The following is a 25,411-nucleotide window of genomic DNA, read 5'->3' as shown; positions in this document are numbered from 1 at the left end:
TTAAAAATAATGAAAACTCAATCCTTAAATAATTTAACAAGAGTTTTACTGGTAGTGTGCGGGATTGCACTTGTGGTTTCTATTTTTGTACCCCTATGGTCCATATATCTTGAAGCACCGCAATATCCTGAAGGTTTAGCCATGTATCTCTGGGCAAATAAAATTACCGGAGAATATGAGATCATCAACGGACTGAACCACTATATCGGCATGAAAACCATTCATCCCGAAGATTTCTGGGAGTTCAAAATACTTCCCTATGCACTTTCCTTCTTTGCAATCTTGTGCTTCCTTGCGGCATGGCTGAACAAAAAAACCTGGCTTTATATTACTGCGGTTCTGTTTATGTTCTTCGGTATAGCATTTATGGTCGATTTCTGGCTTTGGGAATACGATTACGGCCATAATCTGGATCCGAACGCAGCAATTGTAGTTCCGGGGATGTCTTATCAGCCACCATTAATCGGATTTAAGCAGTTACTGAACTTCGGTGCTTACTCTTACCCCAACATCGGCGGAGGAATTATGTTTGGCGTAGCACTAATTTTGGCTATCTTAGCATTTATAGAGTTCAGAAAAACCAAAAACCCCAAACGTAATTAGTTCAGAAAGAAACTATAAAATTTAATTCAAAACACTATGAACTTCTCAAAACCTCTTATTCTTGCCGCATCAGTCTTGGCCATTATGTCCTGCCAGAAAAGCGGTCCGCAAGACTTCAACCTTGGTAAAGACCAGTGCGATAACTGCCGGATGACCATTACTGATCTGAAATATGCCACCCAGCTTATTACCGAGAAAGGGCGGGCCTATAAATTTGATGACATCATGTGTATGAACATGTACGAAAGTTCAAACCCTGATAAGGCAACCAACGCCAAGACCTATGTTATCGATTTCCCTTCCGGTAAATTCCTGGAAAAACCAAGAGCTACCCTTATCAAAGGCGGCAGCATAAAATCGCCAATGGGTGGAAATACGCAGGCTTATCAGGACAAGGCTGCTGCACAGAAGGCTGCCGCAAGCCTGGGAGCAAGTCTAATTAAATAAGGAATTCATGTTCAGATTAATGTTTCTTTTTTTTCCTGTACTCATATTTTCGAATATTCTGAAAGTGGGAAAAAACGAACAGTTTAAAACCATTAAACAAGCTGTCGCCGCATCAAAAAGTGGCGACAGTATTTTAGTGGAAAGCGGGGTTTACAAAGAAGGCAACCTCAGCATTACGCATCCTTTATCACTTATCGGTATCGGCAGGCCGGTTCTGGATGGGGAAATGAAGTATGAAATCCTCTCTTTCCGCGCGAACAATATCTTGCTGAAAGGCTTCCGAATCATCAATTCCGGTGAAGACGAAATTAAAAACATCGGCGCAGTGAGGCTTTACAACAGCCATTACTCAACCATTGAAAATAATATTTTCGAAAACAACTATTTCGGCATCTATATACAACGCGGTTACCGCTGCATGATCCGCAATAATAATATCACATCTACGCGGGCCACTTCACAGGAAGGAATTGGTGACGGAATCCACGCCTGGGTAAGCGAGGAAATCTGGATCAAAAACAATTATATTGAGGGTCACAAAGACGGCATTTACCTCGAAAAAGTTATTAAATCATACATTTACCGCAACTACTCTAAAAAAAATCTAAGGTATGGCCTGCACTTTATGTCATCGAATGATGATGTATATGTGGGCAATACCTTCGATAACAATAACGCAGGTGTGGCGGTAATGTACAGCAACAATGTGGGAATGGTGGGTAATAATTTCATCAACAACTGGGGCGACGCGAACTACGGCCTGCTGTTGAAAGACATCAGTTTCAGTAAAATAAAACATAACCGATTCCAGAACAATACAACGGCCATCTTTCTCGATGGCGCCACGAAAATCGACCTTTTCAAAAATGATTTTGAGGACAACGGCTGGGCAATGAAAATCAATTCCAACTGTATGGAAAACCGGGTGATGAACAATAACTTTATCAACAACACCTTTGATGTATCCACGAGCGGAACTATGGCCATGAATGATTTTAAAAAGAATTTCTGGGACAAATATGAAGGTTATGACATGGATAAAGACAAAGTGGGCGACGTGCCTTTTCATCCTTTGAGTTTATATGCCGTGCTGGTAGAGAATAATCCATCGATTATGTTACTTTTTAAAACCTTTTTTGTGGATCTGCTCGATAAAACTGAAAAAATAATTCCCAGTCTTACGCCTGAAAATTTTGTGGACGAGCAGCCGCTGATGAAGAAAGTCGAAATATAAAATGAAATACGAAGTTTGAAGTCCGCAGTTTGAAGTCGGAAGTTTGGAGCTTCCCACTTCCCTCCAAATATAGAATTATGATAGAAGTAAAAAATTTAACCAAGAAATTCGGCAAATTCACCGCTCTGGATGACCTGAATCTGAGTTTTACGAACAGTAAATCCATTGCGCTCATCGGCCCGAACGGCTGCGGGAAAACTACATTGATTAAATCGATTTTAGGACTCAACGTCATCGAGACCGGTGATATTCTGGTGGACGGAAAAAGTGTGAAGGACGATTATCTTTACCGCAAAGACATCGGCTATATGCCACAGATCGGCCGCTATCCGGAAAACATGAGCATCGGACAAACCATCAGAATGATTAAGGATACGCGGAAAATATCCGAAACCCATCTCGATACCGAACTTCTGGAAAACTTCGAACTGGAAAAAATGTACGACAAGAAAATGGGTACGCTTTCCGGAGGTACGACACAGAAAGTGAGCGCCGTACTGGCATTTATGTTCGATCCGAAAGTCATTATCCTGGATGAACCTACAGCCGGACTGGATCCTTTGGCTTCCGAAATCCTGAAAAATAAAATCATCAAAGAAAAAAACAGAGGCAAACTCATAATCATCACCTCGCATCTTCTGAGTGAGCTGGATGATATTGTGAGCGAAATTGTTTTTATGAATGAAGGCAAAATTATCGTTCAGCAATCGGTAACCGACCTGATGACCGAAAGAAAATCAGAAAAAATATCAGAATCCATCATCAGCATCCTAAAAGAAATGAAAAAATGAACAAGATCGCACGCTTTATACTTTTTGATATTTTAAAAAATAAGATTGTAATTTTCTATACCATTTTACTTTTCATTATTTCCTGGTCGGTTCTCGGCCTCGAAAGCAATTATACCAAAGCTACACTGAGTTTGCTGAATGTGGTACTTTTGGTAGTTCCTTTGGTCAGCATTATTTTTTCGACCATTTATGTTTACAACAGCAGCCAGTTTATCGAACTGCTCCTGAGCCAGCCGGTGCCGCGGGTAAAGGTTTGGTTTAATATTTTTTTGGGACTTTCCACGGCTTTGGTTCTGGCATTTCTGCTGGGATGCGGCATTCCGATTCTGCTCTATTCGTCGATTGAAACAGGATTTTCGCTTATTATCATCGGTATTTTACTCTCGGTGATTTTTACTTCATTTGCGATGCTTTCCGCCATTATCAGCCGCGACCGAGCGAAGGGAATCGGAATCTCGATTTTCATCTGGATGTTTTTCAGCATTATTTATGACGGAATCCTGCTCGTTCTGATGTTCCAGTTCGCCGATTATCCTATTGAAGGAATCATGGCCACACTTGCAGGTCTCAATCCGGTGGGGCTTTCGCGAATTTTCGTTTTGCTTCAGCTGGATATTTCAGCGATGCTGGGTTACTCGGGAGCTGTTTTTCAAAAAGTTTTCGGATCAGGCGGCGGCATGGGAATCTCGATGCTGATTCTGATGATCTGGGCAACGGTTCCATTTGTACTTTCTTTGATAAAATTCAATAAAAAAGACCTTTAATTATTTATTAAATACCGCTTTTTCGTTTTGGTGACAAATATCACAATTACAGACACTTGCATATGACCACAGTCATACCCCGCAGTTCATTTTTGTTCGTACTTTTAATAAAAATTAAGCAATGAAAAAATCGATTATCATTTTAGGCCTGGTGGGTTTTGCCCTGGTGTCGTGTAAGAAGAATGAAACCACCACGACAGATTCTGCTGCAACGACCGAAGCCGTAGGACAGGGACAGGAAGCTGTTCTGGACGATGATTCCAACCCAACAGTGGTACAGTTGGCGGCAAAAAATCCGGATTTATCAACTCTGGTGACCGCAGTGAAAGCCGCAAACCTCACAACATCTCTCAGCAACGCAGGTCCATTTACAGTATTCGCTCCACTGAATTCTGCTTTCGACAAACTTCCGGCAGGCACTGTTGACGGTCTTTTGAAACCAGATCAGGCTGATGCATTATCTGATGTTCTTGGATATCATACGTATGTTGGGGTGATTAAAGAAGAAAATATGACCGACGGACAAAGTTTAGGAATGGTAAACGGAAAAAATATTACGATAACGATAGTAGACGGGAAGCCTGTAATCAACGGAAAAGCAAAAATTGTAGCCACAGTTCCTGCTTCTAACGGTATTGTGTATGCGATTGACGAAGTACTGCTGCCCGAAAAGTAAATTCTGAGTTTGTTAAATTTAATTGTAGAAATGGCTCTCAAAAATATTTTGAAAGCCATTTTTTATTAATAAAAGTATCTGTTTTTAATGCTGCTTTTTCGTCTTTAAGTTTACAAAGATGAGGAGCAGCGCAATAAAAATAAGTAAAGAAATGTACAGCAGGAAATGGTTTGCATAAGGAATCGAAATATATTTTATCGAAAAAATGCCCATCAGTCCCAGAAGAAATTCATTAAGGAAAATACCCAAAAGAAAAAGTTTAAGACCCAACAGCAGCGGTTTGGAAATGGTGAAGAAATTGGTTGCCAGAATCTCGTTCACCAAAAATGTTGCAATACACATCAGCAGCACCAAATGCAGATAAGCGATCACTACATTACGGAATCCGAAAGCAAACTGGTTTACTGCAGGAATATTGGAGCCCAACTGCAGCGCAATTTTCACTGCAAATGCAAATCCCACAAAAAGAAGTACAAACCTGTGCATCGGCGACCATTTCACCACCAGATTCGTCCAACTTTTTTTTACAAAATCATAAATCATTACGGCCCCTGCAGTTTGGCCCAGCGTCGCTATAACAATCAGAGTAAACACGGCAGCCGGCAGCTTCATCCATAAAACCGAAAGCCCTACGCCGATGAAACAGCCAAGAAACATCAGCCAGAACAGCAATTTATTTTTCTTTTCAGAAATAGGCGATCCGGCTTCTTTCATCGAATAGAGCAAGAGGCCGATGCAGGAAAATATAAAGAATCCGTTATACTGAAAATGCAGAAAGTAATATTCTGAGGCCAGGTAAAGATCCTGGTTTATATTTTTAGAACTCATCATGTAGGCCAGGTTGAAAACGCCTGCCGACGAAATCACCGCAAAAAACAATCCTGCAAGGAACCAGATTTTTGAAGCATCCTGAATTTTCATGGAATCTCTGATGAAGAAATAACAGAATACAAAACTGGTAAGCAACGCTGCTGTAGAAGCTGCAATCGACGCCCAGAAATAACCGCCGTAGATGAACGTACCGAGCATTGCAAAAGATGCGGCAAGGTTAATAACGATTAAATATTCATACTTTCTGAGCTTAACCAAAGGATTCACTTTACTTATATAGTGCATGATCAATACATACAGCACGTTGGTAATCCACCCATAAAAAGCGAAGTGCGAATGGGCTTCCTGCAGATGTTTCTGATCCAGGAAGGGTAATGAATAAAGGATTTTATAACGCATGATGACACCCAAAAGCGCCACCAGAAAAAAATTGAAGACGGAAAATTTAAGCCAGAACGTGCGCTGCATCAATAATAAATTTTATGGTTAATGAGTTGTATTTTATCTTCTCGTTCCATTTTTTTAACCGTTCGGATTACCGTTTCAATCGCCAGTCCGGTAGAGTTAGCCATTTCTTTTCGGGTCACATCTATAATGGTCTTTTCGCCGGGTTCAATACCCATGGTTCTTTTGTGGATTTTAAGAAAATTGATGATCCTTTCATGTGGGCACTGGTGTACGATCGATTTTAATCTTAAGGTTTTTTCATATGCTTTTTTGGCAATTTCCTTAGTAAACTCATAGTGAACCTCAGGATTATCTAGCATGAATTTTTTAAAAAGACTCTGATTAAAACTGAAAACCTCAGCACTTTCGCTTGCAATTACTGCATTCGCGGGATATCGTTCTGCAAGCAGAAACGGCGGTTCACCGAGAAACTGGTGGTCATTCACTTTATTGATCAGGAACTCTTTCCCGTCAGAATCGGTATTGTAAATCTTTACTTCACCTTCAGTCAGATAATAAAGATTGATTGCGATTTGATCCTCCCGGAAAAGGGTGTCCCTTTTTTTAAGATAAATGACAGGAACCTTGTTTTTTAACAAAATTTCTCGTGTAAACATAGGCAAAGTTTGTCTCAAATTTAACGAAAATTTATCATTCTGCCTACGGTAAGACCGGTAAAAGTGAGCGAAAATTACCTATTTTTGAGGAAAATACAGTAAGTTTTATGGCGAATCAGTTTAATCCGAGAGATGTTACCTGGCTTTCATTCAATGAGCGCGTTTTGCAGGAAGCGATGGACGGAAACGTTCCGCTTCACCTGCGCATCCGTTTTCTGGGCATCTTTTCAAACAATCTTGATGAGTTTTTCCGCGTGCGTGTTGCTGGTTTAAAGCGCGCTATGGATTTTAAAGATAAATTCATTACAGAATCCTTCTATCAAGCCCCAACAAAAATCCTGCAGCAGATTAACGAAATTGTAATCCACCAGCAGCAGAATTTCGATAAAACCTGGAAAAAAATCCAGATTGAAATGGCGGAACAGAAAATTTTCATCCGCAGCGCAAAAAACCTTTCCCCGGCGCAGGAACGTTTCGTAAAGGAGTATTTTGATGAGATGGTTGAAAGTAACGTGATTCCCATTTTACTTCATGAAAATGTGCCTATGCCCTATCTCCGCGACAAATCACTGTATCTGGGCGTGGCAATGAGAAAGAAAGAATTTCAGTACGAAAGCAAATTTGCCATTATTGAAATTCCTTCCCGGGCGGTGGGACGCTTTGTGCTGCTGCCGTCCGAGGATAAAGCGGAGAAAAACGTCATGCTTCTGGAAGATGTAATTATTTATAACCTTCCGCATATTTTCTCCTATTTCGGGTATACTGATTTTGAAGCGCACTGCTTTAAAGTAACCAAAGATGCGGAATTCGATTTAGATAACGATATCAAAACCACGCTTGCAGAAAAAATTGAGAAAGGCATTAAATCGCGAAGAAAAGGAAAGCCTACGCGGTTTGTTTTCGATAAGGATATGGATAAAGCCCTGCTCGAATTTCTGATCCGTAAACTTCATTTAAGCAAAAAAGACAGTATAATTCCTGGCGGCAAAATACACAACTTCCGGCATTTTATGGACTTTCCCGATGTTTTTAAAATGTACCGGAAACCAGAGGAACGCAATTCTTTTGACCACGCGATGTTTATCGGACAAAGAGTTACGGATGTGATTCAGAAAACCGATGTTCTGCTCACCTTTCCGTATCACCGGTATACGCCGGTCATTGATTTACTCCGCGAATCGGCGATGGATCCCGAAGTAAAATCGATACAGATCACGGCCTACCGATTGGCAAGCCAGTCGAAAATCGTGAATGCCCTCATCAACGCAGTAAGAAATGGCAAGGAAGTTACGGTGATGCTGGAACTTCGCGCAAGATTCGACGAAGAAAGCAATCTGGAATGGAAAGAAATCCTGGAGCAGGAAGGGGTAAAGGTACTCTTCGGAATTCCGAATAAAAAAGTTCACGCAAAACTCTGCATCATCAAGAAAAGATCGCACAACAAAACCGTTCAGTATGGCTTTGTAAGCACAGGAAACTTCAACGAAAAAACGGCAAAAATATACGGCGACCATCTCCTGATGACTTCGGACCGCGGAATTATGGCCGACATCAACAAAGTTTTCAATGTATTGAGAAAACCTAAAGAAGACATTCTGCCCGCCCTGAAATCCTGTAAAAATCTACTGCTCTGTCCTCAGTTCATGCGCGAAAAAATAATGCAGCATATCGACAAAGAGATTGAAGAAGCAAAGGCAAACCGTCATGCAGAAATGATTATTAAAGTGAATTCTTTAAGCGACCGCGCCCTGATTCAGAAGATTTACGAGGCAGCAAATGCCGGAGTTATCTGTAGGCTGATCGTTCGTGGGATTTACTGTGCTGTGAACCAGAAACAGTTTAAGAAAAAAATTCAGGCCATCAGCATTGTGGATGAATATCTGGAACACGCCAGAGTCATGTATTTTTACAGCAAAGGAAACGAAGATATTTATATTTCTTCGGCCGACTGGATGACGCGGAACCTGGATTACCGAATTGAAGCGGCGGCTAAAGTCACCCAGAAAAATTTAAAGAAAGAAATTAAAGACATGCTCGATATTCAGCTCAGCGATAACGTAAAAGCCAGAATTCTGGATAAAAAACTGCGCAACGAGTATGTAAAAACCGGCACAAAAGAAATCCGCTCTCAGGTGGAAACCTATCATTACCTCAAGAGTTTATCGGCCAAATCCTAACACCACCTTCTCATTCTTGTAGGTACAGGATTAAAAATGTACCTTTGCTCTGCTTTTGGAAAAGGGAATCACGTGAAATCCGTGAACTGTCCCCGCAACTGTAAATCACATAAAAAAAATTGTTTCAATACAAAACCACTGGAAACGGGAAGGTGAAACAATGTGAAAGTCAGGAGACCTTGCCTAAAGTTTAACAACAAAAACGCTTTCGGAGGAAAAGCCTGAAATATGAATAAAAAATATCTTTTCTCAGCAATACTGCTTTGCAGCTCTATACTTTTACTGGCACAGGAGCACGCCATAGATACTGTTTTTGTATTTGACAATCAATTGGATAACTCGAGAAAAGTTCAGAAAATATCAAAACTCAAGGAAGAAGATTTACTCAAAAACACCACGAATCTTTCCGAGGTTCTCCGTTTTCAATCGCCCGTTAATATTAAAGAAAACGGCCGGGGAATGGTTTCTTCGCCCTCTTTCCGTGGAACAACCGCACAGCAAACTGCTTTCATCTGGAATGGGATTAATGTGAATTCCCCTTTTTTAGGTCAGGGCGACATCAATAATCTGAATCTCCTCGGGTACGATCAGTTAGAAATAAAATCTGGTGGCGGAAGCGTGATTTACGGAAGTGCGGCAATCGGCGGAACAATTCACCTAAACAATGAACTGACTTTTAACAAAGGTTTCCGCCAGTCTCTTTTTATGGAATATGGCTCTTATGAGACAGTTAACACCTTTCTGAAATCATCTTATAGCGATGAAATCCTAAGTGTGAAATTTAGCGGCAATTATTCAGAAAGCAAGAATTATTACGAAGTTCCGGAGAAAAATTATCAAAACATCAACGGACAATACCAAAATAAAAATTTCAATCTCGGTGTTGCTTATAAAATCGGTTCGGGAAATACCCTTGCCTGGCAGACCCAGCACTTTAGCGGTTCACAGCATTATCCCACTACAGAATTTGGTTCCAGATCCAAATATCTTTCCGATAGCTTCCGAAGCACGCTGAGCTGGAATTTTAAATCAAAAAAAATTCAGAACATTTTACGACTGGCTTATCTGGAAGATGAATTTCAGTATTTCAGTATGATAGAAAAGCCTAAAAGCAGCGGCGGAACAAGCGAAGTTTCTTTGCTGAAAAACGATTTCAACTATTCCATTAATGACGATTTTGCCCTGAATATCATTACCGATTATCAGCTCAATAAAGGCAAAGGTTACCAATCCGGAATTACGGATGTCGTAAGAAATGCCGGTGCTTTTGCCGCATTATTGCGATGGAGTCCTCACCAAAAATATTATTTCGAGGCGGGAATAAAGAAAGATATCGTTGAAAATCTGGAAACTCCCATTTTATTTTCATTATCCGGCCGCCACGCCGTAAACCATTGGTATTCATTAATTTTCAATTTATCTAAAAACTTCAGATATCCTTCTTTTAATGATTTATACTGGCAACCGGGCGGAAACCCAGATTTGAAATCGGAAGTTGCACATCAGGTTGAACTCGGCAATAATTTCAAATACAGAAATCTCTCCTTAAGTCTGTCTCCCTATTATCTGCGAATAAAAAATATGATCCAATGGGTTCCGGGTTCCCTCGGATACTGGGTTCCGGTCAACACTTCAGAAGTTGAATCTTTTGGCCTCGAGTCTCAGCTTGAATTAAAGAAAACCTTTGGTCAACATTCTGCAAAGATGAGTGTAGGATATGTGTTCACCCACGCGATCAATAAAGAAACCGGGAATTTCATGACGTACGTACCAAAACATAAAGTTTTCGGCAATGCAAGTTACCGCTATCGTTCTGCCGAATTATATGCACAGGCAATGTTTACCGGCCTCACTTACACCACCACTGATGAAGAAAGATCTTCTGCCATCCCATCCTATTTTGTAATGAATACCGGAATGAACTTCCGTGTTCTGAAAAACCAGCAGCTGGGAATTAAAATCAACAATCTCTGGGATCAGGTATATGAAACTTCAGCATATTATCCGATGCCTAAAAGAAATTACAGCATTCAGTTACTGATTAACTTTTAAATAAATATAAAAAAATGAAATTATCAAAAATTTTAGCTTCGGCTTTTGCCTTTACGTTATTGTTCAACATTTCCTGCCGAAATGAAGATCCTGTCGTGGAAGTTCCGAAAGGCGCTTATGGAAAGGGGATTCTAATTGCAAATGAAGGAGGATTCTCAACCCCTACTGCATCGGTAACGTTTTTGCCGAACGATCTTTCAGCTCAGGAAGACAATATTTACGGCAAAAACAACAATAACGAAAACTTAGGAAATGTATTCCAAAGCATCGGCTTTAAAAATGATAATGCGTTTTTGGTAATGAATGTTCCAAACAAAATTGAAGTCGTAAACCGATATACTTTCAAAAAAACCGCTACGATTTCTGCCAATCTTGAGCAACCCCGTTACATTGCTTTCACAGGAAATTACACCTACGTGACCAATAATAACTTTTATGATGTCATGAAACTGAATATTTACGACGCCGGCAACAGCTTTGTGAAAAGCATTAATTTCGACCGTTATGCCGAAAAAGTAGTTGCTTCCGATGGCTTTGTATATGTACAAACCGATGGAATTACCTATGACAGCAACTACAACGAATTGCCAACCGGACATACCATCACTAGAATTAACCCTTCAAATAACCAGGTGGATAAAACCATCACGCTAACCGACAATGGCGCAATTCGTGACATGATTGCTGACGAAAACACGGTATATGTTTTATCATCAGATAACAACCAGACCTACCTTTACAAAATAGCGGCAAAAACGGCAACCGTGGAACAAATTGCTTTACCCGGAATTACGAATGCGGCAAAACTTGCGATAGAAAACAATAAAATCTATTTTGTGACAGCGGCGAAACAGCTGTATTCAATGAACGGAAACACCGTAGTTCCTATGTTCGGTTTTGAAACCAGAAACATTTATGGATTTAATGTAATCGACGGAAAAGTATATATTGCAGATCCTTCTTTCTCAGCCAACAGTATTACCAGAGTTTATAACACTTCCGGAACGTTACTCAAAACCCTTACTACCGGGATCGGGACCAATGGTTTCTACAAAAACTAATTTTTTTTCAAAACGGTGTCAAGGTCTTTACTTTGACACCGCTTTTTTTTAAGCAGGTTTTAATCCTAAAATCTGCGCCTCTTTGATGACGAAATTTCGGGCTTCAACTTTATCGTTGGCAATTTCGCCTTCCAGAATCGCTTCTTTTACTTTTTCCTTCAAAATCCCGATTTCTCTTCCGGGTTTCAGGTTGAAAAGTTCCATAATTTCCTCTCCGGAAATCGGCGGCTGAAAATTCCTGACCTGATCTTTCTCCTCTACTTCTTTAATTTTCTGGGCAACATATTCAAAATTTTTCTTGAATTTCTGCTGTTTTGAAGAATTTTTAGTGGTAATATCGGCCTTGCACAGCGTAAAAAGATCTTCCAGATCCTCACCGGAATCAAAAAGCAGTCTCCGCAGCGCCGAATCTGAAGTTCCGTCATCGATTAAAGAAATAGGACGCGACGAAAGCTTCACGAGTTTCTGCACATACTTCATGTCGCTTCCCAAAGGCAGTTTCAGCCGGTGGAAAAGACTTTTCACCATTTTAGACCCCAGAAATTCATGTCCGTAAAAAGTCCAGCCAATGCCTTCCACAAATTTTTTGGTCGGCGCTTTTCCGATGTCGTGAAGAAGGGCGGCCCAGCGCAGCCAAAGGTTTTGGGTGTTTTTGGAAATATTGTCGACCACTTCCAGGGTGTGCCAGAAATTGTCTTTATGAGTCTGCCCTTCCACTTCTTCAATGCCGCGTAAGGCAGTAAGTTCCGGCATCACCAAAGGCAAAATACCGGTTTCTTCCATTAGTTTTAAACCAACAGAAGGTTTTTCCGAAAGCATTATTTTATTGAATTCAACCATAATCCTTTCCATGGAAACGATTTTGATTCTTTCGGCTTCTTTTTTTATGGCGTGAAGTGAATTTTCTTCGATTTTAAAATTCAGTGTAGATGCAAACCGAATGGCGCGCATCATCCGCAAAGGATCATCCGAATAGGTTTGGCTGGGCTCCAGAGGCGTTCTAATGACTTTATTTTCAATATCAGAAATTCCGTTGAAAGGATCAATCAATTCTCCGAAGTTTGCTTTATTAAGAGAAATGGCGAGCGCGTTGATGGTAAAATCGCGGCGTTTTTGGTCGTCTTCCAGCGTGCCGGTTTCTACGGAAGGCTTTCGGGAATCTTCGGCATAACTTTCTTTCCGTGCCCCTACGAATTCCAGATCCAAACCATCATGTTTGAACATTGCCGTTCCGTAATTTTTGAAGACTGAAACTTTTAATTTTGGGTTGATTGCCTGGGCTACTGCTTTCGCCAGATCCATCCCGTTACTTTCGGTAACGAAATCGATATCTGTTGGCACTTTCCTTTTCATCAGAAGATCGCGGACGTATCCGCCGACAATAAAAACTGTCTGGTGCTTACTTTCTGCGACTTCAGAAATAATTTTAAATAATTTGAAATTTTGATTTTGAGTAAGATTAATCAGCATAGCAGGAATTCCGGACCCGGAAAATTTTTGCAAAGATAGCAAAATAGCAAAACCTGCATTTCTGCAGATTTATTTTATTGTATCTTATTATTTTCATCGAGAAGCCAGTCATCGATTTCGTCTTCAAGGTAAGAAGTCTGGAGTTTGATGGCTTCCAGAAAATCATCTGGAATATTTGAAACGTCTGTATTCTCCAGATTCCATAACTCGTCGCTCATTGATTCATATTCTGAGTAAATTCTTTTGAAACGCGGGCTTTTCTGCTCTAATTCCTCTATTTTTTTCTTTTGAGGATTGAATTTTCTGTAGGGTCTGGAAGGATTCATGGAAATGTTTATTTTTTAGTTTTAAACTGTAAAATATCAATCAAATAAGTATATTCAGATAAAATAAACATTCCAATACTGTTTGAAAATGAAAAATTTATCAGATTGTCAGTCGCTTTTCAGAAATTAAAATTAGTCATAAAATTGAAACAAAAAAATATTTTAACAAGAATTTCTTATTGTTTAACATATAGTTATAAATTTGCAGACACGCTTTTTTTATGAAAGAACTTTTACTGAAACAGAAACAGGTTGTGTTTTTCATTATTGCCGGTGGTTTGAGCGCAGTGATGGAAATTGGTTCTTTTAAAATCTTCAGTATTTATATTCCTTTGGTCTTTGCTGATGAATACAATTACCACGGAATTTATTTCCCGCTGAGTAATATTTTCTCTACTGCATGTGGAATTATTACAAACTATTTTTTAAGTATTTGGTTTGTTTTTGTTCGTGGGAAACACTCCAAAAAAAGAGAATTTGCTTACTTTATGGGTGTTTCTTTTCTATCAACAATTTTAAGTTTAACATTTTTCCAGATTTTCTTCAGCTTTATCTTCATCGATCACCTTGATCTGGGATTCTTTGTAGTCAGCCAGGAAATGTTGAGTAAAATTTCGGCTATTCTTTTGGTTTCAGTTTTAAATTATACCGTTAAGAAAAATTTTATTTTTAATGGCTAGAAAAAGTTTAAGTTTGATGTTCTAACTGTAGATTACTGAAAACCGATTTCTCCAATGAAGAAAATCCTTAATTATGTCTGGCGTGGCTGGATGATTGTGCTGGGTGCCGTGCTCACCATCAGTTTAGGAATTCCTGTACTACTGCTTTCGATCCGCAAAGAGCATTATAAATATGCATACAAATTCATCAGGATTTGGTGCTACGGAATGTTTTACGGAATGGGATTCCGGTACGATCTTAAAAAACTGACCGACAAAAAAATCGATAGAAACACGCAATATGTTTTTATCTCGAATCATACTTCGATTATGGATGTAATGCTGCCGTGTATTCTGATGCCTCATCATCCGCTGTGCTACGTCGGCAAGAAAGAACTCGTAAAAATCCCGATTTTCGGCATTATTTATAAAAGAATCTGTGTCATGGTAGACCGCAGTTCGGCCAAGAGCCGGGCAGATGTATACCGCCGCTGCGCTGAAAGAATGGAGGAAGGCGACAGTATCGTGATTTTTCCTGAAGGCGGGGTTCCCGATGATACCTCCGTCATTCTCGACAGTTTTAAAGACGGTGCGTTTACTTTAGCTTCCAAACATCAGTCTCCGCTCCTTGTGTTTACGTTTGTGGGACTGAAGGAAATGTTTCCCTTTGATGCTTCCAAAGGATATCCAGGTAAGGTAAAAGTTTATCTCGCCGATATTATGAGCCCGCACCATTCAGCAAACGAGCTGAAAACAGCAGCACATGCCCAAATAAAAAAGATTTTGGAAAACTCATATTGAGAAAATAAATAGTTATATTTGTTTTAAAGAATCATAATAAATGTCGACAAACTATTCTAAAAAAACCAATTGGGGACAGTTCGTGCCGTTGGTAACCGTGTTTTTCTTCTGGGGATTTGTTGCTGCGAGCAACGATATTTTGATCCCGGTCTTCAAAAAAGCCTTTAATTTATCACAAAGCCAAAGCCAGTTGGTATCCGTAGCATTTTATGTTGCCTATACCGTTGGTTCTTTGATTTACATGTTTATATCCAAAGCGATAAAGCAGGATGTGGTAAACAAAATTGGTTATAAAAATGGTTTAATTGTAGGACTTTTGATCTCTGCTGCGGGGACACTTCTGTTTTATCCTGCCGCAAATATGGGCTCTTTTGCGCTGATGATTTCAGGATTGTTTATTGTTGGTTTGGGCTTTTCGCTTCAGCAAATTGTGGCCAATCCTCTAGCAATTGAAGTAGGACCCACAGAAACCGGCTCGCAGCGTTTAACGATGGCGGGAGGAATTAATAACTTCGGAACTACGATTGGTCCACTGATCGTTTCTTTTGCAATTTTCGGTTCTGCATCAGCTGCAAATACCGAAGCGAGTATTGAATCGGTGAAAGTTCCGTATCTGATTTTAGGTGCAGCATTTGTTCTGGTTGCGATCCTTTTAAAATTCTCTTCATTACCTAAAGTTACCCCCACCATTACAGAAGATACGGAAGACGCAGTTCCAGGTGAACACCGAACTTCTGCACTTAAATATCCACAACTTGTTTTAGGGATGATAGCGATTTTCGTTTATGTAGGCGTAGAAGTTTCTACCGCGAGTAATTTACCTGCTTATATGGAAAAATCACTCGGATTTTCAACCAAAGATATTGCTCCTTACGTTTCCTTGTATTGGGCTTCATTAATGATCGGCCGTTGGACCGGTGCTGTGGATGCATTTGACATTACTGCCGGATTTAAAAAAATTCTTAGGTTTTTGGCACCTTACTTAGCTTTTGGAGTATTTTTAGCAGTAAATGCTATCGCCAAACATGATCTTTCCCATTTTTATGTTTACAGTCTTATTATTTTGGTTATGATTGCGTGTGATATTCTGAGTAAAGGAAATCCGGCAAGAATGCTTCTGATTTTCTCTTCAATGGGAATTATCGCCATTGCGATCGGAATGATGACTTCAGGAATGACTTCCGTTTATGCCTTCACCAGTGTTGGATTATTTTGCTCTACCCTTTGGCCTTGTATTTTTGCACTGGCGATTAATGGTTTAGGAAAACATACCAACCAAGGTTCGGGATATCTTATCATGATGATTATGGGAGGTGGAATTATCTCCTGGATCCAAGGCATGCTTGCGGATATGACGAACATTCACTTCAGTTATATCGTGGGAATTTTATGTTTTGCTTATCTGGTATTTTATGCGGTTCGCGTAACTAAAATCCTGAAGGCACAGGGAATCGAACTTGATCATCTGAAAAGTGAAAGTGGCCATTAAAAAGAACTATATTAAAAGAAAAAGATTTTGGGCAGGTAGTTTACTTGCCCAATTTCTTTTATTTTTCATCTTCTCAAAAACTGAAATTACTGTTCGTTTCTTTGAACGGTTTTTTGAGTGGCAAAAATCCCTTCATCAGAAAATATTTGCACACAGCCCTTTTTCAGTGGGAGATGTGGCGTATATTTTACTGGCCATTATTTTCAATTTCTTTCTGATTAAAATTTTAAATAAAAAAACCCGGAACGCTTACCTTTTCAAATCTGTCATACTGCTGAATATTCTGTATTTTATTTATCAGCTGTTTTGGGGAATGCTTTATTTTCAGGAACCCATTATCCATAAACTTCCAAAAGAGGAAATTACTCTGGAAGAAACCAAAGATTTAACCGTAAAATATCTTAAATACTGTAAACAACTTAGATCATTGGTGAAGGAAGATAAGGACGGGGTTTTTAAGGTAGAAGATCTGGAATCAATAAAGCAAGAAATCCTGAAGCAACAGAGGCGTCTTCCCGGCTTTCCTGATCCAAAAAGCAGCAACAATATCAATTCTCTAAAACCCAGTCTGTTTACAGGCATTATGAGCTATACAGGCATATTGGGATATTATAATCCTTTTACTGCAGAAGCGCAGTATAATGCAGCATTACCAGCCACTTACCTGCCTTTCACCTTTGCACATGAAAGTGCCCATCAGTTAGGTTATGCCCGTGAACAGGAGGCAAATTTCATTGGATACCTTATCGGGAAAAATTCGGAGAATAAGGAATTAAAATACAGCACTTACTATTTTGTATTAAAATCGCTCCTCAACAGTTTAGCAGAAAAAAATCCAGATTTTGTAAAACAGATTATCGGTGAATATTCTCCAGAGATGAAAAGAGACCGGGCTGCTGAAAAAAGATTCGTGAAAGAGCATGAAGGTATTGTGGAAAATTTCTTTGGATTTACGAACGATCTTTTCCTGAAAAGCAACCAGCAGGAAGGCAGTGTTACGTACTCTTATTTTGTTGATTTAATGGTACGTTACGAAAGATACTCCGGTGTTAAATAGCAAAAAAAGAATCGCATCTTGCGATACGATTCTAAAAACACAAATGATGAAAAAAAATTTATGCCTTTCTAAAGACTTGCATCCTCATTAAGACGGCGTAAAATTACTACTTATCTTTTAACTGACCAAATTTAATCTATAAAACTGCTAAAAATCAGAAAAAAACATAACCGATAGACAGCACACTAAGATAAATCTCATTTATATAGAAAGCATTAATATATTTCTGACAGAAAATAAAAAAAGCCCAACCTAAGTTGAGCTTTTTTGTAGCGAAGACGGGAATTGAACCCGTGACCTCAGGGTTATGAATCCTGCGCTCTAACCAACTGAGCTACCTCGCCGCTAAAGTGGTGCAAAGATAAAAATATTTTGCAACCCAGCAAAAAATTAATTCAATTTTAAATAAGATATTACATCTGCGGCATGATCCGGTTTGGCAATAATGGTGTTGTTTGCATCCAGAACGAAATAAGTAGGCGTTGCACGCACATTATAGGTATCGGCATAACTGCTGTACCAGCCTTTCAGTTCAGAATCGTTAATCCAGGGTAAGTTATTCACTTTGTTATCGTAAGCTGCTTTTTCACTGTCCAGAGAAAAGGCAATAACTTCTATTTTCTGGGCTTTCATGGCGTTATACTTCTCGATAAGTTTCGGAAGTTCTGCTTCGCAATGAGAGCAGGTTGAGGCCCAAAAAACGATTACTTTTTTATCTGCTTTCACTGCTGCGAGCGATTTCGCTGATGTTTTCGTAGGTTTATTGAATACATAATCAGGAAACTTAGCTCCAATTTCAGTATTCTTATTGATTGCGATGGTTCCGGCAAGGCGGTCATTAATCGTACATTTCAGGTTTGTAGCTTCTGTAAGATATTTATTTTTCAGATCCTTCATCTCATAAACATCAAAAATCTCGATCAGCTCTGACAATACCGTTTGTCCACGCGGCGTTTCTGTGTTCACCGCCTTAAGAAGCTTATCAACATCTGCTGATACATTTGTACTTGGACCCACATTCAGGTAGGCCAACAGTACAGGTCTCATTAATGATGAAGTTTCAAGCATTTCATTGGATTTTATCAGGAAATCAATGATCTCATCATGCGTAACAGGTTTTTTAGCAGGATTTTTTTCTACGAATTTTGCGTAGTTAGTGTTGTAATAATTGATGAACGGGAACCTGCTGATATCCTGCGCATCCACAGAAAGACGCGATATTTCAGTATCCAGTGCTTTTCTGAATTGGGTATCTGCCTTGTAATAATCTTTTATCTGAACCAATGCGGGCAGAATATATTCTTTCTTTTGCTGCACATCCTGAATATTATTCATCAGGAAATTGCTTTCATCAAGATAATCAATGTTTGAAATCTTGCCGTTCGCAGTATCAAACTTCATTTTTACGTCCTTATTTTCCGAAATAAAATTAACCGACATGTTTCCTTCCGGAAAATACAGCTTCATCATTCCCGAATACGGCTTTGTAACAGCAATTTGCCAACCGTTACCCTTTCTCATCTCTTTGGTTGTAAGGATGTCTTTTGAACCGTTTAATGAGTACAGATAAACTTCTTTAGGATTAAAGCCTGCGGGTACATCAATATTAATTTTGAACTGGGCAGACAGGGAGTTTGCTAAAAGTAAGGCTGAGATTGCAACAATTTTTTTCATAAGGTAAATATAAAAAAACCCACCGTAATTCGATGGGTTTATAAAGCTTTAAATTAATTTATACAATTTTTTTTCTTGTTTTATAATGGTAATAGCACATAAATAATATGGCAGCCGCCGCCAATACATATACATACATGTCAATTGGTGACGCAGGAGTTCCGGGACCTACACCACCACCACCACCAGGTGGAGAAGGAGCAGGCGGTAAAGGTTCAGCTTTGTAAAATACCGTTCCTATCAGGAGACAAAAGAATAGTAGAGATTTATTGAGAAATTTCATAATTTGTGTTTTATATTATCTTACAATTTTGGAACTAATTTTTTCACCCTTCTCTGAAACTGCTGTAACAATATAAGCACTGTTCGCTTTCGCAAGATTCAAAACATAATCTTTGTCTGCCAACACTTTTTTCTCGGCAAGAATTAACTTTCCACTCATGTCATACACTTGGATATCGGCTGTTTTCCAATTTGGATCAAAATGAACCACAAAATTGTCGATCAACTGGTGATAAACTACTTTAGTACGTGACGGTTTCGCAGTTCCATCTGTTCCTAATACACCACTAGGCTTTCCGTAGAACAGGCTGTATCGGTCTGAAGTAACTGGGATCACCTGATTCTGCAAAATCTCCATCGCTTGACCGTCGGGAGATTTATAATAAAATCCTGTACCTGTAGATAATTGATGAACTCCATTTTCAATTACTTCAGTATTCTCTCTAATTTCAAATTTCAGTGACTTGATGCCGCTGTTATATAAAGCTAAAGGGACCGCTTTTCCTAAAAAATCGTTTTCATTGGCTTCATTAATATATAACCAGTAAGCATTAATATAGTTCATATCATAACCGCCATTCACTGCATCTTCTTCAAATGTACCAATGATGTTTTGGTTTCCTAAAACAGACTGCGCAGTTTGCTCCGCAGTATGACCTGTAATTGCAGAAGGGTAAACCGCGTAATATGTCCTTGCAAGTTCTGTACCTTCCTCACTTAGTGCAATAACGCCAAGTTGTTTTACCGTACCATTAGCATCAGCACCTTTCCCGGCATTTACAGAATATCCTGTAGTGTTATTTCTGGGTGTAGATTTAAATCTTCTTAAATTATCAAAACTTAAAGTTTTATCGGAACCTACCTCAGCATTATTATTTCTGAGCTTTACCACAAACGTTTGCATGGGTTTAATTATGAGGCCAACATCACCCACAGGAACAGGTGCACCTGATGTAAAATTCACATATTTGGCGCCGGTTGAGAATGTTCCGGATGGAAGGGAAACTACAGTTCCCGGATCGTAGCGAATACCCTGGATGGATGAAATACTATTGTTATCAGTTACTGCACCATTTTCTGTAATCCCTATAAACCCTAAATCTAAATTAGTAAGATACGGGTTTCCAAACTGATAAATATTTCGGCCAAAAGTAGCAACAGACCATGGATTAGCAGGAGCTGCAGGATAATCCCAATCATCCTGAAGGTATGAATTGTAACGTTCGTTATATGAATTTAGAGCGTTACCCGTTGCACCAAAATTAACGCCATTCGCGGCATTAGTTAACTTTTCCGTTACCCCGTTACTGAAAGGGATTCCTTTAAGGGTATAAACAGTACCTGCTGGAGTTGGTGCGTTTGCAGGCATTGATGCTGGCGGATTACCAGAATCAAACCCGTTGGAACCAAGCATGTAATAAGTGGTACTTTTCGGAGTTAAAGAAGAAATATTCAGGTTATCTGAAACAGCTGTCAAATTATTCCAGGTAAGGACTTCGTTTTTTGAATATCTGACATTTGAAAATGTTTTCCCTAATGTGCCGATACCTGTACCTGAAAGTGTATTGATTGTTTTATTATAAAAAGGAAGAGCAATTTGCTGGTAAGTACCGTGTTTACCCGTGCGGTATTCCTTATCTACTATCGCAGAGATATTGCCCTGTGCAATTCCGTTGATGTAGAGTTGGCCATAAGTAGAAGCTGCGTAGTTCGCAGGATCATTTAGTCGCAGGATAATGTTACCTCCGTCGGTTTTATTGCCTGTTCCGGCATTGTCTAATGTTTTCAAAACATCAGTGGCAGCGCCTTCAATCATGACATTGCCCTTCACATCTAAAATACCGCTTCCTTTAGTCTGTAAACCGCCTCCGTTATAAACAAGCGCGTTTTCACCGACATAAAATATACCCGAATTGTCCACATGGACCATGACCTGGGCGGTACTTTGTAAACTTAACGCCAGGAGCGCTACAGTAAATAGATTTCTTTTCATTTTATGTGTGTTTGTGTTTTTTAAATAACTAAGTATTCACAAACAAAGATATTAATTAATTTTTTAATATAAAATAAATAGTAGAAAATCTTAAAACTTAATATTTGCTTTGGTAAGCACTATCTCATCCTGAGCTTCAATATCGAACATAAAATCTTCCAGTACTTTTTCTGTGGCACCCCTCAAACCCCGGGCTCCCAAGCCTTTTTCCATGGTTTCCTCTACAATTGCCTCAATAGCCTCATCTGTGAATTTAAGATTTACACCATCCATCTTGAACAACTCTATAAATTGGTTGATGATCGAATTTTTTGGTTCTTTCATAATTCTTACCATCGTCTCTTTTGTGAGTTTATCCAGATAAGTCACTATTGGGAATCGCCCCAAAAGCTCCGGAATAAGACCAAATTTACGTAAATCAATCGCATTAATCTGACTTAAAATGTAATCCTCATCTTCAGCTTTATTGAGTTTTTCAGCACTGAAGCCTATGGCCTGCTTATTCAGGCGTCTCTCGATAATTTCTTTAATTCCGTCGAAAGCTCCACCGGCAATAAAGAGAATGTTTTGAGTATTTACCTGAATGTATTTCTGATCAGGATGCTTTCTACCGCCTTGTGGTGGCACGTTTACAATACTTCCTTCCAGAAGTTTCAGCAATCCCTGCTGAACACCTTCTCCGGAAACATCTCTTGTGATGCTTGGATTATCAGATTTTCTGGCGATTTTGTCGATTTCATCAATAAAAACGATACCTTTTTCTGCTTTTTCCACATCATAATCGGCAACCATCAGAAGACGAGACAGGATACTTTCCACATCTTCACCAACGTAACCTGCTTCAGTAAGAATCGTAGCATCTACGATACAGAACGGCACATTGAGTTCTTTGGCGATTGTTTTTGCCAATAGTGTTTTACCGGTACCCGTTTCACCAATCATGATGATATTGGATTTTTCGATTTCTACTTCCCGGTTTTCATCCTTGGCGTGTAAAAGTCTTTTATAATGATTGTAAACCGCGATTGAAAGCTGTTTTTTGGCTTGGTCCTGCCCTATAACATACTGATCAAGGAACGATTTTATTTCCTTGGGTTTCTGTAAATCCGAAATACTTTCCGCGGCGGAAAAACCGGAGGACGGGGTATTCTCCATAATGATAGCATGCGCCTGCTCGATACAGTTTTCGCAGATAAAGCCTTCGTTTCCGGAAATCAAGATCTGTACTTCGTTCCGTTTTTTTCCACAGAATGAACACTGGTTGGAATTCATATATTTTTTATAACTTTTTTAGTGAGAATATTATTCAAAAAATTTGTCAAAGCTTTTTCGACTTTGACAAAATTTTGGTTTTTATGAGTTTATGATTTCATTCTGAATTTCTTTGTATTCAGAATCCGATAATTTCAATCGGGAATTTTTAAAATTCATATCATCCATTTTATTGATCGGAATGAGATGAATGTGGGCATGAGGAACCTCTAATCCCACTACTGCAACGGCAATCCTTTGGGAAGGGTAAGTCTTTTTCAGTTTTTCTGCAACGGTTTGTGCAAAACTCCAGAGATTTTTGAAATCCTCGCTCTCGAGATCGAAAATAAGATCTACTTCTTTCTTAGGAACCACCAACGTATGACCTTTAACCAAGGGCATTGCATCCAGAAAAGCGAGATGATTTTCATCTTCTGCGATTTTGTACGCAGCGATTTCGCCTTCGATGATTTTTGTGAATATGGAACTCATGATTTTGGGTTTGATGCTGCTCTTTAATCTAAGAAAACAACGGTTTGTAATGCCGCAAATTTACAACATAAATAAAAAACCGGTGAATAAACCTTTAAATTTCCCCAAACAATTTTTTGCCTTTTGTATATTTCTACAAAGAAATTTCCAAAACTTCGAAAGAAAGTTTGTTTCCGTTTGGCAAGACAATGTCTGCAGTTTCACCGACAACTTTCCCTAAAAGACCTTTCGCAATCGGCGTGTTAATGGATATTTTTCCCGCTTTAAGATCACTTTCGTTATCCGGCACCAAAGTGAATTTCTGCTCTCCTTTTGTCGCATTATTTTTCAGTCTTACGGTGGTTAAAATTGAAACTTTCGAAGTATCAAGCTGCGATTCATCAATTACTTTCGAATTAATAATTAAATCCTTCAGTTTAGAAATTTTCATCTCCAACATTCCCTGTGCTTCTTTTGCAGCATCGTACTCTGCGTTTTCCGAGAGGTCGCCTTTATCTCTAGCCTCAGCAATCTGCTGGGTAATTTTTGGTCTTTCAATAGTTTCCAACTGTTCCAGTTCCACTTTCATTTTGTCCAAACCTTCTTTGGTAACATAACTTGCCATAATTTCTTTTAATTTGCGTTAGTATAAAAAAATAATCCGACATTTGCCGGACAATGATTTCTGTTTGTATTCGTTTTACAAATATATAAATTTTATTTTTAAATGAAAAGAATTATTTCTACAATCATTTTACCAATTATACTCATTTTCAGCGCCTTAAACATCAGCTCATGCAATGAACGTGAAGAAACCGTAAATTGCTTTCCCGACGTTCCAGTAAATGTTATTTTAAACATTAATTTGCCCGCATATTATAATTTACAAAATGTAAACGGCTGGATTTATGTAAACCAGCAGGAAGCCGGAACACGTGGTCTCATCGTAGTGCGTACCACAAACGGATTTAAAGTTTACGACCGTAATGCACCGCACATCTGCCCCGACACCAATACAACACTGAGTGTAGAAAACAACATTAAAATCGTGTGTCCAAAAGATGGTGCCGAATGGATTCTGATTACCGGAGAACCTATAAAAAATGCGCAGATTGCGCCAAAAACTTACCGGTATAATTTCGATTCAGCTACCGGAATCTTAACTATTTTCAACTAAATTTAATGCATGAAAGCTGTCATTCAAAGAGTTTCTGAAGCCTCCGTAAAAGTTGAAGGTAAAATTGTCGGCGACATTTCGAACGGTTTGCTGCTCCTGATCGGAATTGATGAACTTGATGAAAAAAGTGATGCCGATTGGCTCGTACAGAAAATCCTGAATCTTAGGATTTTCGGCGATGAGGAAGGAAAACTGAATCTTTCCGTCACAGACATTGCAGGCGAAATACTTTGCATCAGCCAGTTTACCTTAATCGCAGATTATAAAAAAGGAAACAGACCTTCGTTTATAAAAGCTGCCAAACCAGAAAAAGCAGTCCCATTATTCGAATATTTTAAAACTGCGGTTGCCCAATCTGGTTTAAAAACAGAAAGTGGAATTTTCGGAGCCGATATGAAAGTTTCTTTGCTTAACGATGGTCCCGTTACAATCGTGATGGATTCTAAAACGAAAATTTAAACAATACCTTCTTCTATTCTTTAAAAAAATATTTTGCTTTCAAATTTTATATAAATTTGAAAAAAATCATCATTTTTTTTATGAATAAAATTTTAATCCTTCTTTTCACATCGGCACTTTTTTCCTGCACAAAAAAAGAACCGCATCTTAACACTACAAAATCAGACAGTACCAAAATCATTGAGTCGATTAATGTTGTTAGAATGAAAATAAACGACAGCATCCGGCTGAAAAACAACCAAAATATTTTTGCAGATCTGAGCGGAACGCATGTACTAAAATTCAGTTCTGATGAAAGCCCCGCAATTAACGGAAAAGTAAATTTCGAAAAGACAGGCCGGGATTTATATTCAATTTCAGGCAGCGGGAAATCCGGACAAAACACTGTAAAAATGGAAGGCATCATCAACCGTGTTTCAGCCAAACATCTTAACTTTGAAGGGAGAATCATTCAGAACATCAACGGAAAAACCTATACCAGAACCAAGAAAACCACTTTTCTGGACGAAGGAAAAGGCAACTACTGGCGGCTTCAGGACAAAATTAATGGTTCCGGATTTGTTGAGTACATTGATATCCATTTTTAAGAAACCTCAAAAAAT

General features: G+C 39.0%; 26 protein-coding genes, 1 tRNA gene and 1 riboswitch. Of the genes, 16 read left to right on the top strand and 11 right to left on the bottom strand.

From position 1 onward, the window contains the following. The first annotated feature begins 9 nt into the window (after nt 1–9). From CDW55_RS11025 to CDW55_RS11000, 6 genes are all read left to right on the top strand, one after another. Entirely contained in the window at nt 10–603 is a 594-nt protein-coding gene (locus tag CDW55_RS11025; RefSeq protein ID WP_088469819.1) for a hypothetical protein, read from the top strand. Nucleotides 604–639: 36 nt separating this feature from the next. Continuing rightward, the gene (locus CDW55_RS11020) at nt 640–1,050 is read left to right on the top strand and encodes a nitrous oxide reductase accessory protein NosL (RefSeq protein WP_088469818.1); all 411 of its coding nucleotides are present in this window, start codon (nt 640–642) and stop codon (nt 1,048–1,050) included. Nucleotides 1,051–1,057: 7 nt separating this feature from the next. Continuing rightward, nucleotides 1,058–2,284, top strand: a complete 1,227-nt coding sequence (locus CDW55_RS11015) for a nitrous oxide reductase family maturation protein NosD (RefSeq protein ID WP_088469817.1) — start codon at nt 1,058–1,060, stop codon at nt 2,282–2,284. Between the two features lie 77 nt (nt 2,285–2,361). Further along, nucleotides 2,362–3,075: an ABC transporter ATP-binding protein gene (locus CDW55_RS11010; protein ID WP_088469816.1), complete on the top strand. Its 714-nt coding sequence runs from the start codon at nt 2,362–2,364 to the stop codon at nt 3,073–3,075. Continuing rightward, complete coding sequence (locus CDW55_RS11005; RefSeq protein WP_088469815.1) at nt 3,072–3,839, top strand: ABC transporter permease subunit; 768 nt, start codon at nt 3,072–3,074, stop codon at nt 3,837–3,839. The genes CDW55_RS11010 and CDW55_RS11005 overlap by 4 nt, the downstream gene beginning before the upstream one ends. Before the next feature lie 121 nt (nt 3,840–3,960). Further along, a complete protein-coding gene (locus tag CDW55_RS11000) occupies nt 3,961–4,515 on the top strand; it encodes a fasciclin domain-containing protein (RefSeq protein WP_088469814.1) in 555 nt (184 codons plus the stop codon). Between the two features lie 84 nt (nt 4,516–4,599). Here CDW55_RS11000 and CDW55_RS12510 read toward each other — a convergent pair whose 3' ends face one another. Both CDW55_RS12510 and CDW55_RS10990 read right to left on the bottom strand, forming a co-directional pair. Continuing rightward, a complete protein-coding gene (locus tag CDW55_RS12510; RefSeq protein WP_179285940.1) occupies nt 4,600–5,814 on the bottom strand; it encodes a hypothetical protein in 1,215 nt (404 codons plus the stop codon). Further along, nucleotides 5,814–6,410, bottom strand: coding sequence for a Crp/Fnr family transcriptional regulator (locus CDW55_RS10990; protein WP_088469813.1), 597 nt, complete (start codon nt 6,408–6,410; stop codon nt 5,814–5,816). The genes CDW55_RS12510 and CDW55_RS10990 overlap by 1 nt, the downstream gene beginning before the upstream one ends. Nucleotides 6,411–6,517: 107 nt before the next feature. Between CDW55_RS10990 and ppk1 the strand changes: the two genes are divergently transcribed. The 3 genes from ppk1 to CDW55_RS10975 all read left to right on the top strand — a co-directional run bounded on the left by ppk1 (nt 6,518) and on the right by CDW55_RS10975 (nt 11,700). Further along, nucleotides 6,518–8,587, top strand: coding sequence for a polyphosphate kinase 1 (gene ppk1, locus CDW55_RS10985; protein ID WP_088469812.1), 2,070 nt, complete (start codon nt 6,518–6,520; stop codon nt 8,585–8,587). Between the two features lie 3 nt (nt 8,588–8,590). Beyond that, nucleotides 8,591–8,789, top strand: a riboswitch (cobalamin riboswitch). A gap of 26 nt (nt 8,790–8,815) precedes the next feature. Continuing rightward, the gene (locus CDW55_RS10980; RefSeq protein WP_088469811.1) at nt 8,816–10,639 is read left to right on the top strand and encodes a TonB-dependent receptor plug domain-containing protein; all 1,824 of its coding nucleotides are present in this window, start codon (nt 8,816–8,818) and stop codon (nt 10,637–10,639) included. A gap of 14 nt (nt 10,640–10,653) precedes the next feature. Next, complete coding sequence (locus tag CDW55_RS10975) at nt 10,654–11,700, top strand: hypothetical protein (RefSeq protein WP_088469810.1); 1,047 nt, start codon at nt 10,654–10,656, stop codon at nt 11,698–11,700. Between the two features lie 48 nt (nt 11,701–11,748). On the opposite strand, the gene CDW55_RS10970 is transcribed toward CDW55_RS10975, so the two are convergent. Next, a complete protein-coding gene (locus CDW55_RS10970; protein ID WP_088469809.1) occupies nt 11,749–13,170 on the bottom strand; it encodes a CCA tRNA nucleotidyltransferase in 1,422 nt (473 codons plus the stop codon). 74 nt (nt 13,171–13,244) lie between these two features. Beyond that, nucleotides 13,245–13,496, bottom strand: a complete 252-nt coding sequence (locus CDW55_RS10965) for a hypothetical protein (RefSeq protein WP_088469808.1) — start codon at nt 13,494–13,496, stop codon at nt 13,245–13,247. A gap of 221 nt (nt 13,497–13,717) precedes the next feature. On the opposite strand from CDW55_RS10965, the gene CDW55_RS10960 reads away from it, so the two are divergent. Genes CDW55_RS10960 through CDW55_RS10945 form a run of 4 tightly spaced genes read left to right on the top strand, consistent with a single transcriptional unit; the run spans nt 13,718 to nt 17,502 of the window. Further along, on the top strand, nt 13,718–14,176 hold the full coding sequence (locus tag CDW55_RS10960; protein ID WP_088469807.1) for a GtrA family protein: 459 nt from the start codon (nt 13,718–13,720) through the stop codon (nt 14,174–14,176). A gap of 54 nt (nt 14,177–14,230) precedes the next feature. Beyond that, nucleotides 14,231–14,956: a lysophospholipid acyltransferase family protein gene (locus CDW55_RS10955; RefSeq protein WP_088469806.1), complete on the top strand. Its 726-nt coding sequence runs from the start codon at nt 14,231–14,233 to the stop codon at nt 14,954–14,956. A gap of 40 nt (nt 14,957–14,996) precedes the next feature. Beyond that, nucleotides 14,997–16,445 carry an MFS transporter gene (locus CDW55_RS10950; protein ID WP_088469805.1) on the top strand — a complete coding sequence of 483 codons (1,449 nt, stop codon included), beginning with the start codon at nt 14,997–14,999 and terminating at the stop codon, nt 16,443–16,445. Further along, on the top strand, nt 16,429–17,502 hold the full coding sequence (locus CDW55_RS10945) for a DUF3810 domain-containing protein (RefSeq protein ID WP_228399644.1): 1,074 nt from the start codon (nt 16,429–16,431) through the stop codon (nt 17,500–17,502). The genes CDW55_RS10950 and CDW55_RS10945 overlap by 17 nt, the downstream gene beginning before the upstream one ends. 270 nt (nt 17,503–17,772) lie before the next feature. Here CDW55_RS10945 and CDW55_RS10940 read toward each other — a convergent pair. The 7 genes from CDW55_RS10940 to greA form a co-directional block, all read right to left on the bottom strand. Further along, nucleotides 17,773–17,846 (bottom strand) — tRNA-Met (locus tag CDW55_RS10940). Between the two features lie 46 nt (nt 17,847–17,892). After that, nucleotides 17,893–19,176: a TlpA family protein disulfide reductase gene (locus CDW55_RS10935; protein WP_088469804.1), complete on the bottom strand. Its 1,284-nt coding sequence runs from the start codon at nt 19,174–19,176 to the stop codon at nt 17,893–17,895. A gap of 58 nt (nt 19,177–19,234) precedes the next feature. Further along, on the bottom strand, nt 19,235–19,459 hold the full coding sequence (locus CDW55_RS10930) for a hypothetical protein (protein WP_088469803.1): 225 nt from the start codon (nt 19,457–19,459) through the stop codon (nt 19,235–19,237). Between the two features lie 15 nt (nt 19,460–19,474). After that, nucleotides 19,475–21,451 (bottom strand): T9SS type A sorting domain-containing protein, encoded by a 1,977-nt coding sequence (locus tag CDW55_RS10925; RefSeq protein WP_088469802.1) that lies wholly within the window; start codon nt 21,449–21,451, stop codon nt 19,475–19,477. A gap of 90 nt (nt 21,452–21,541) precedes the next feature. Beyond that, a complete protein-coding gene (gene clpX, locus CDW55_RS10920; RefSeq protein ID WP_088469801.1) occupies nt 21,542–22,723 on the bottom strand; it encodes an ATP-dependent Clp protease ATP-binding subunit ClpX in 1,182 nt (393 codons plus the stop codon). Nucleotides 22,724–22,804: 81 nt separating this feature from the next. After that, entirely contained in the window at nt 22,805–23,194 is a 390-nt protein-coding gene (locus tag CDW55_RS10915) for an HIT family protein (RefSeq protein WP_088469800.1), read from the bottom strand. A gap of 133 nt (nt 23,195–23,327) precedes the next feature. Continuing rightward, entirely contained in the window at nt 23,328–23,798 is a 471-nt protein-coding gene (gene greA / locus CDW55_RS10910) for a transcription elongation factor GreA (RefSeq protein ID WP_088469799.1), read from the bottom strand. Nucleotides 23,799–23,900: 102 nt separating this feature from the next. On the opposite strand from greA, the gene CDW55_RS10905 reads away from it, so the two are divergent. The 3 genes from CDW55_RS10905 (at nt 23,901) to CDW55_RS10895 (ending at nt 25,396) form a co-directional block, all read left to right on the top strand. Beyond that, the gene (locus tag CDW55_RS10905; RefSeq protein WP_088469798.1) at nt 23,901–24,350 is read left to right on the top strand and encodes a hypothetical protein; all 450 of its coding nucleotides are present in this window, start codon (nt 23,901–23,903) and stop codon (nt 24,348–24,350) included. Between the two features lie 9 nt (nt 24,351–24,359). After that, nucleotides 24,360–24,809, top strand: a complete 450-nt coding sequence (gene dtd, locus CDW55_RS10900; protein WP_088469797.1) for a D-aminoacyl-tRNA deacylase — start codon at nt 24,360–24,362, stop codon at nt 24,807–24,809. 80 nt (nt 24,810–24,889) lie between these two features. After that, nucleotides 24,890–25,396: a hypothetical protein gene (locus CDW55_RS10895; RefSeq protein WP_143756231.1), complete on the top strand. Its 507-nt coding sequence runs from the start codon at nt 24,890–24,892 to the stop codon at nt 25,394–25,396. Nucleotides 25,397–25,411: the final 15 nt, after the last annotated feature.

The sequence above is a fragment of the Chryseobacterium sp. VAUSW3 genome (assembly GCF_002205795.1).
Classification (GTDB): Bacteria; Bacteroidota; Bacteroidia; order Flavobacteriales; family Weeksellaceae; genus Kaistella; species Kaistella yananensis.
The sequence above is the reverse complement of the archived record's forward strand: the minus strand, read 5'-3'. Positions and strand labels throughout refer to the sequence as shown.

Bases quoted from the DNA above. Each gene is read 5' to 3' on its own strand.
- CDW55_RS11025 (WP_088469819.1), top strand. From the start codon at position 10: ATGAAAACTCAATCCTTAAATAATTTAACAAGAGTTTTACTGGTAGTG.
- CDW55_RS11020 (WP_088469818.1), top strand. From the start codon at position 640: ATGAACTTCTCAAAACCTCTTATTCTTGCCGCATCAGTCTTGGCCATT.
- CDW55_RS11015 (WP_088469817.1), top strand. From the start codon at position 1,058: ATGTTCAGATTAATGTTTCTTTTTTTTCCTGTACTCATATTTTCGAAT.
- CDW55_RS11010 (WP_088469816.1), top strand. From the start codon at position 2,362: ATGATAGAAGTAAAAAATTTAACCAAGAAATTCGGCAAATTCACCGCT.
- CDW55_RS11005 (WP_088469815.1), top strand. From the start codon at position 3,072: ATGAACAAGATCGCACGCTTTATACTTTTTGATATTTTAAAAAATAAG.
- CDW55_RS11000 (WP_088469814.1), top strand. From the start codon at position 3,961: ATGAAAAAATCGATTATCATTTTAGGCCTGGTGGGTTTTGCCCTGGTG.
- CDW55_RS12510 (WP_179285940.1), bottom strand. From the start codon at position 5,814: ATGCAGCGCACGTTCTGGCTTAAATTTTCCGTCTTCAATTTTTTTCTG.
- CDW55_RS10990 (WP_088469813.1), bottom strand. From the start codon at position 6,410: ATGTTTACACGAGAAATTTTGTTAAAAAACAAGGTTCCTGTCATTTAT.
- ppk1 (WP_088469812.1), top strand. From the start codon at position 6,518: ATGGCGAATCAGTTTAATCCGAGAGATGTTACCTGGCTTTCATTCAAT.
- CDW55_RS10980 (WP_088469811.1), top strand. From the start codon at position 8,816: ATGAATAAAAAATATCTTTTCTCAGCAATACTGCTTTGCAGCTCTATA.
- CDW55_RS10975 (WP_088469810.1), top strand. From the start codon at position 10,654: ATGAAATTATCAAAAATTTTAGCTTCGGCTTTTGCCTTTACGTTATTG.
- CDW55_RS10970 (WP_088469809.1), bottom strand. From the start codon at position 13,170: ATGCTGATTAATCTTACTCAAAATCAAAATTTCAAATTATTTAAAATT.
- CDW55_RS10965 (WP_088469808.1), bottom strand. From the start codon at position 13,496: ATGAATCCTTCCAGACCCTACAGAAAATTCAATCCTCAAAAGAAAAAA.
- CDW55_RS10960 (WP_088469807.1), top strand. From the start codon at position 13,718: ATGAAAGAACTTTTACTGAAACAGAAACAGGTTGTGTTTTTCATTATT.
- CDW55_RS10955 (WP_088469806.1), top strand. From the start codon at position 14,231: ATGAAGAAAATCCTTAATTATGTCTGGCGTGGCTGGATGATTGTGCTG.
- CDW55_RS10950 (WP_088469805.1), top strand. From the start codon at position 14,997: ATGTCGACAAACTATTCTAAAAAAACCAATTGGGGACAGTTCGTGCCG.
- CDW55_RS10935 (WP_088469804.1), bottom strand. From the start codon at position 19,176: ATGAAAAAAATTGTTGCAATCTCAGCCTTACTTTTAGCAAACTCCCTG.
- CDW55_RS10930 (WP_088469803.1), bottom strand. From the start codon at position 19,459: ATGAAATTTCTCAATAAATCTCTACTATTCTTTTGTCTCCTGATAGGA.
- CDW55_RS10925 (WP_088469802.1), bottom strand. From the start codon at position 21,451: ATGAAAAGAAATCTATTTACTGTAGCGCTCCTGGCGTTAAGTTTACAA.
- clpX (WP_088469801.1), bottom strand. From the start codon at position 22,723: ATGAATTCCAACCAGTGTTCATTCTGTGGAAAAAAACGGAACGAAGTA.
- CDW55_RS10915 (WP_088469800.1), bottom strand. From the start codon at position 23,194: ATGAGTTCCATATTCACAAAAATCATCGAAGGCGAAATCGCTGCGTAC.
- greA (WP_088469799.1), bottom strand. From the start codon at position 23,798: ATGGCAAGTTATGTTACCAAAGAAGGTTTGGACAAAATGAAAGTGGAA.
- CDW55_RS10905 (WP_088469798.1), top strand. From the start codon at position 23,901: ATGAAAAGAATTATTTCTACAATCATTTTACCAATTATACTCATTTTC.
- dtd (WP_088469797.1), top strand. From the start codon at position 24,360: ATGAAAGCTGTCATTCAAAGAGTTTCTGAAGCCTCCGTAAAAGTTGAA.
- CDW55_RS10895 (WP_143756231.1), top strand. From the start codon at position 24,890: ATGAATAAAATTTTAATCCTTCTTTTCACATCGGCACTTTTTTCCTGC.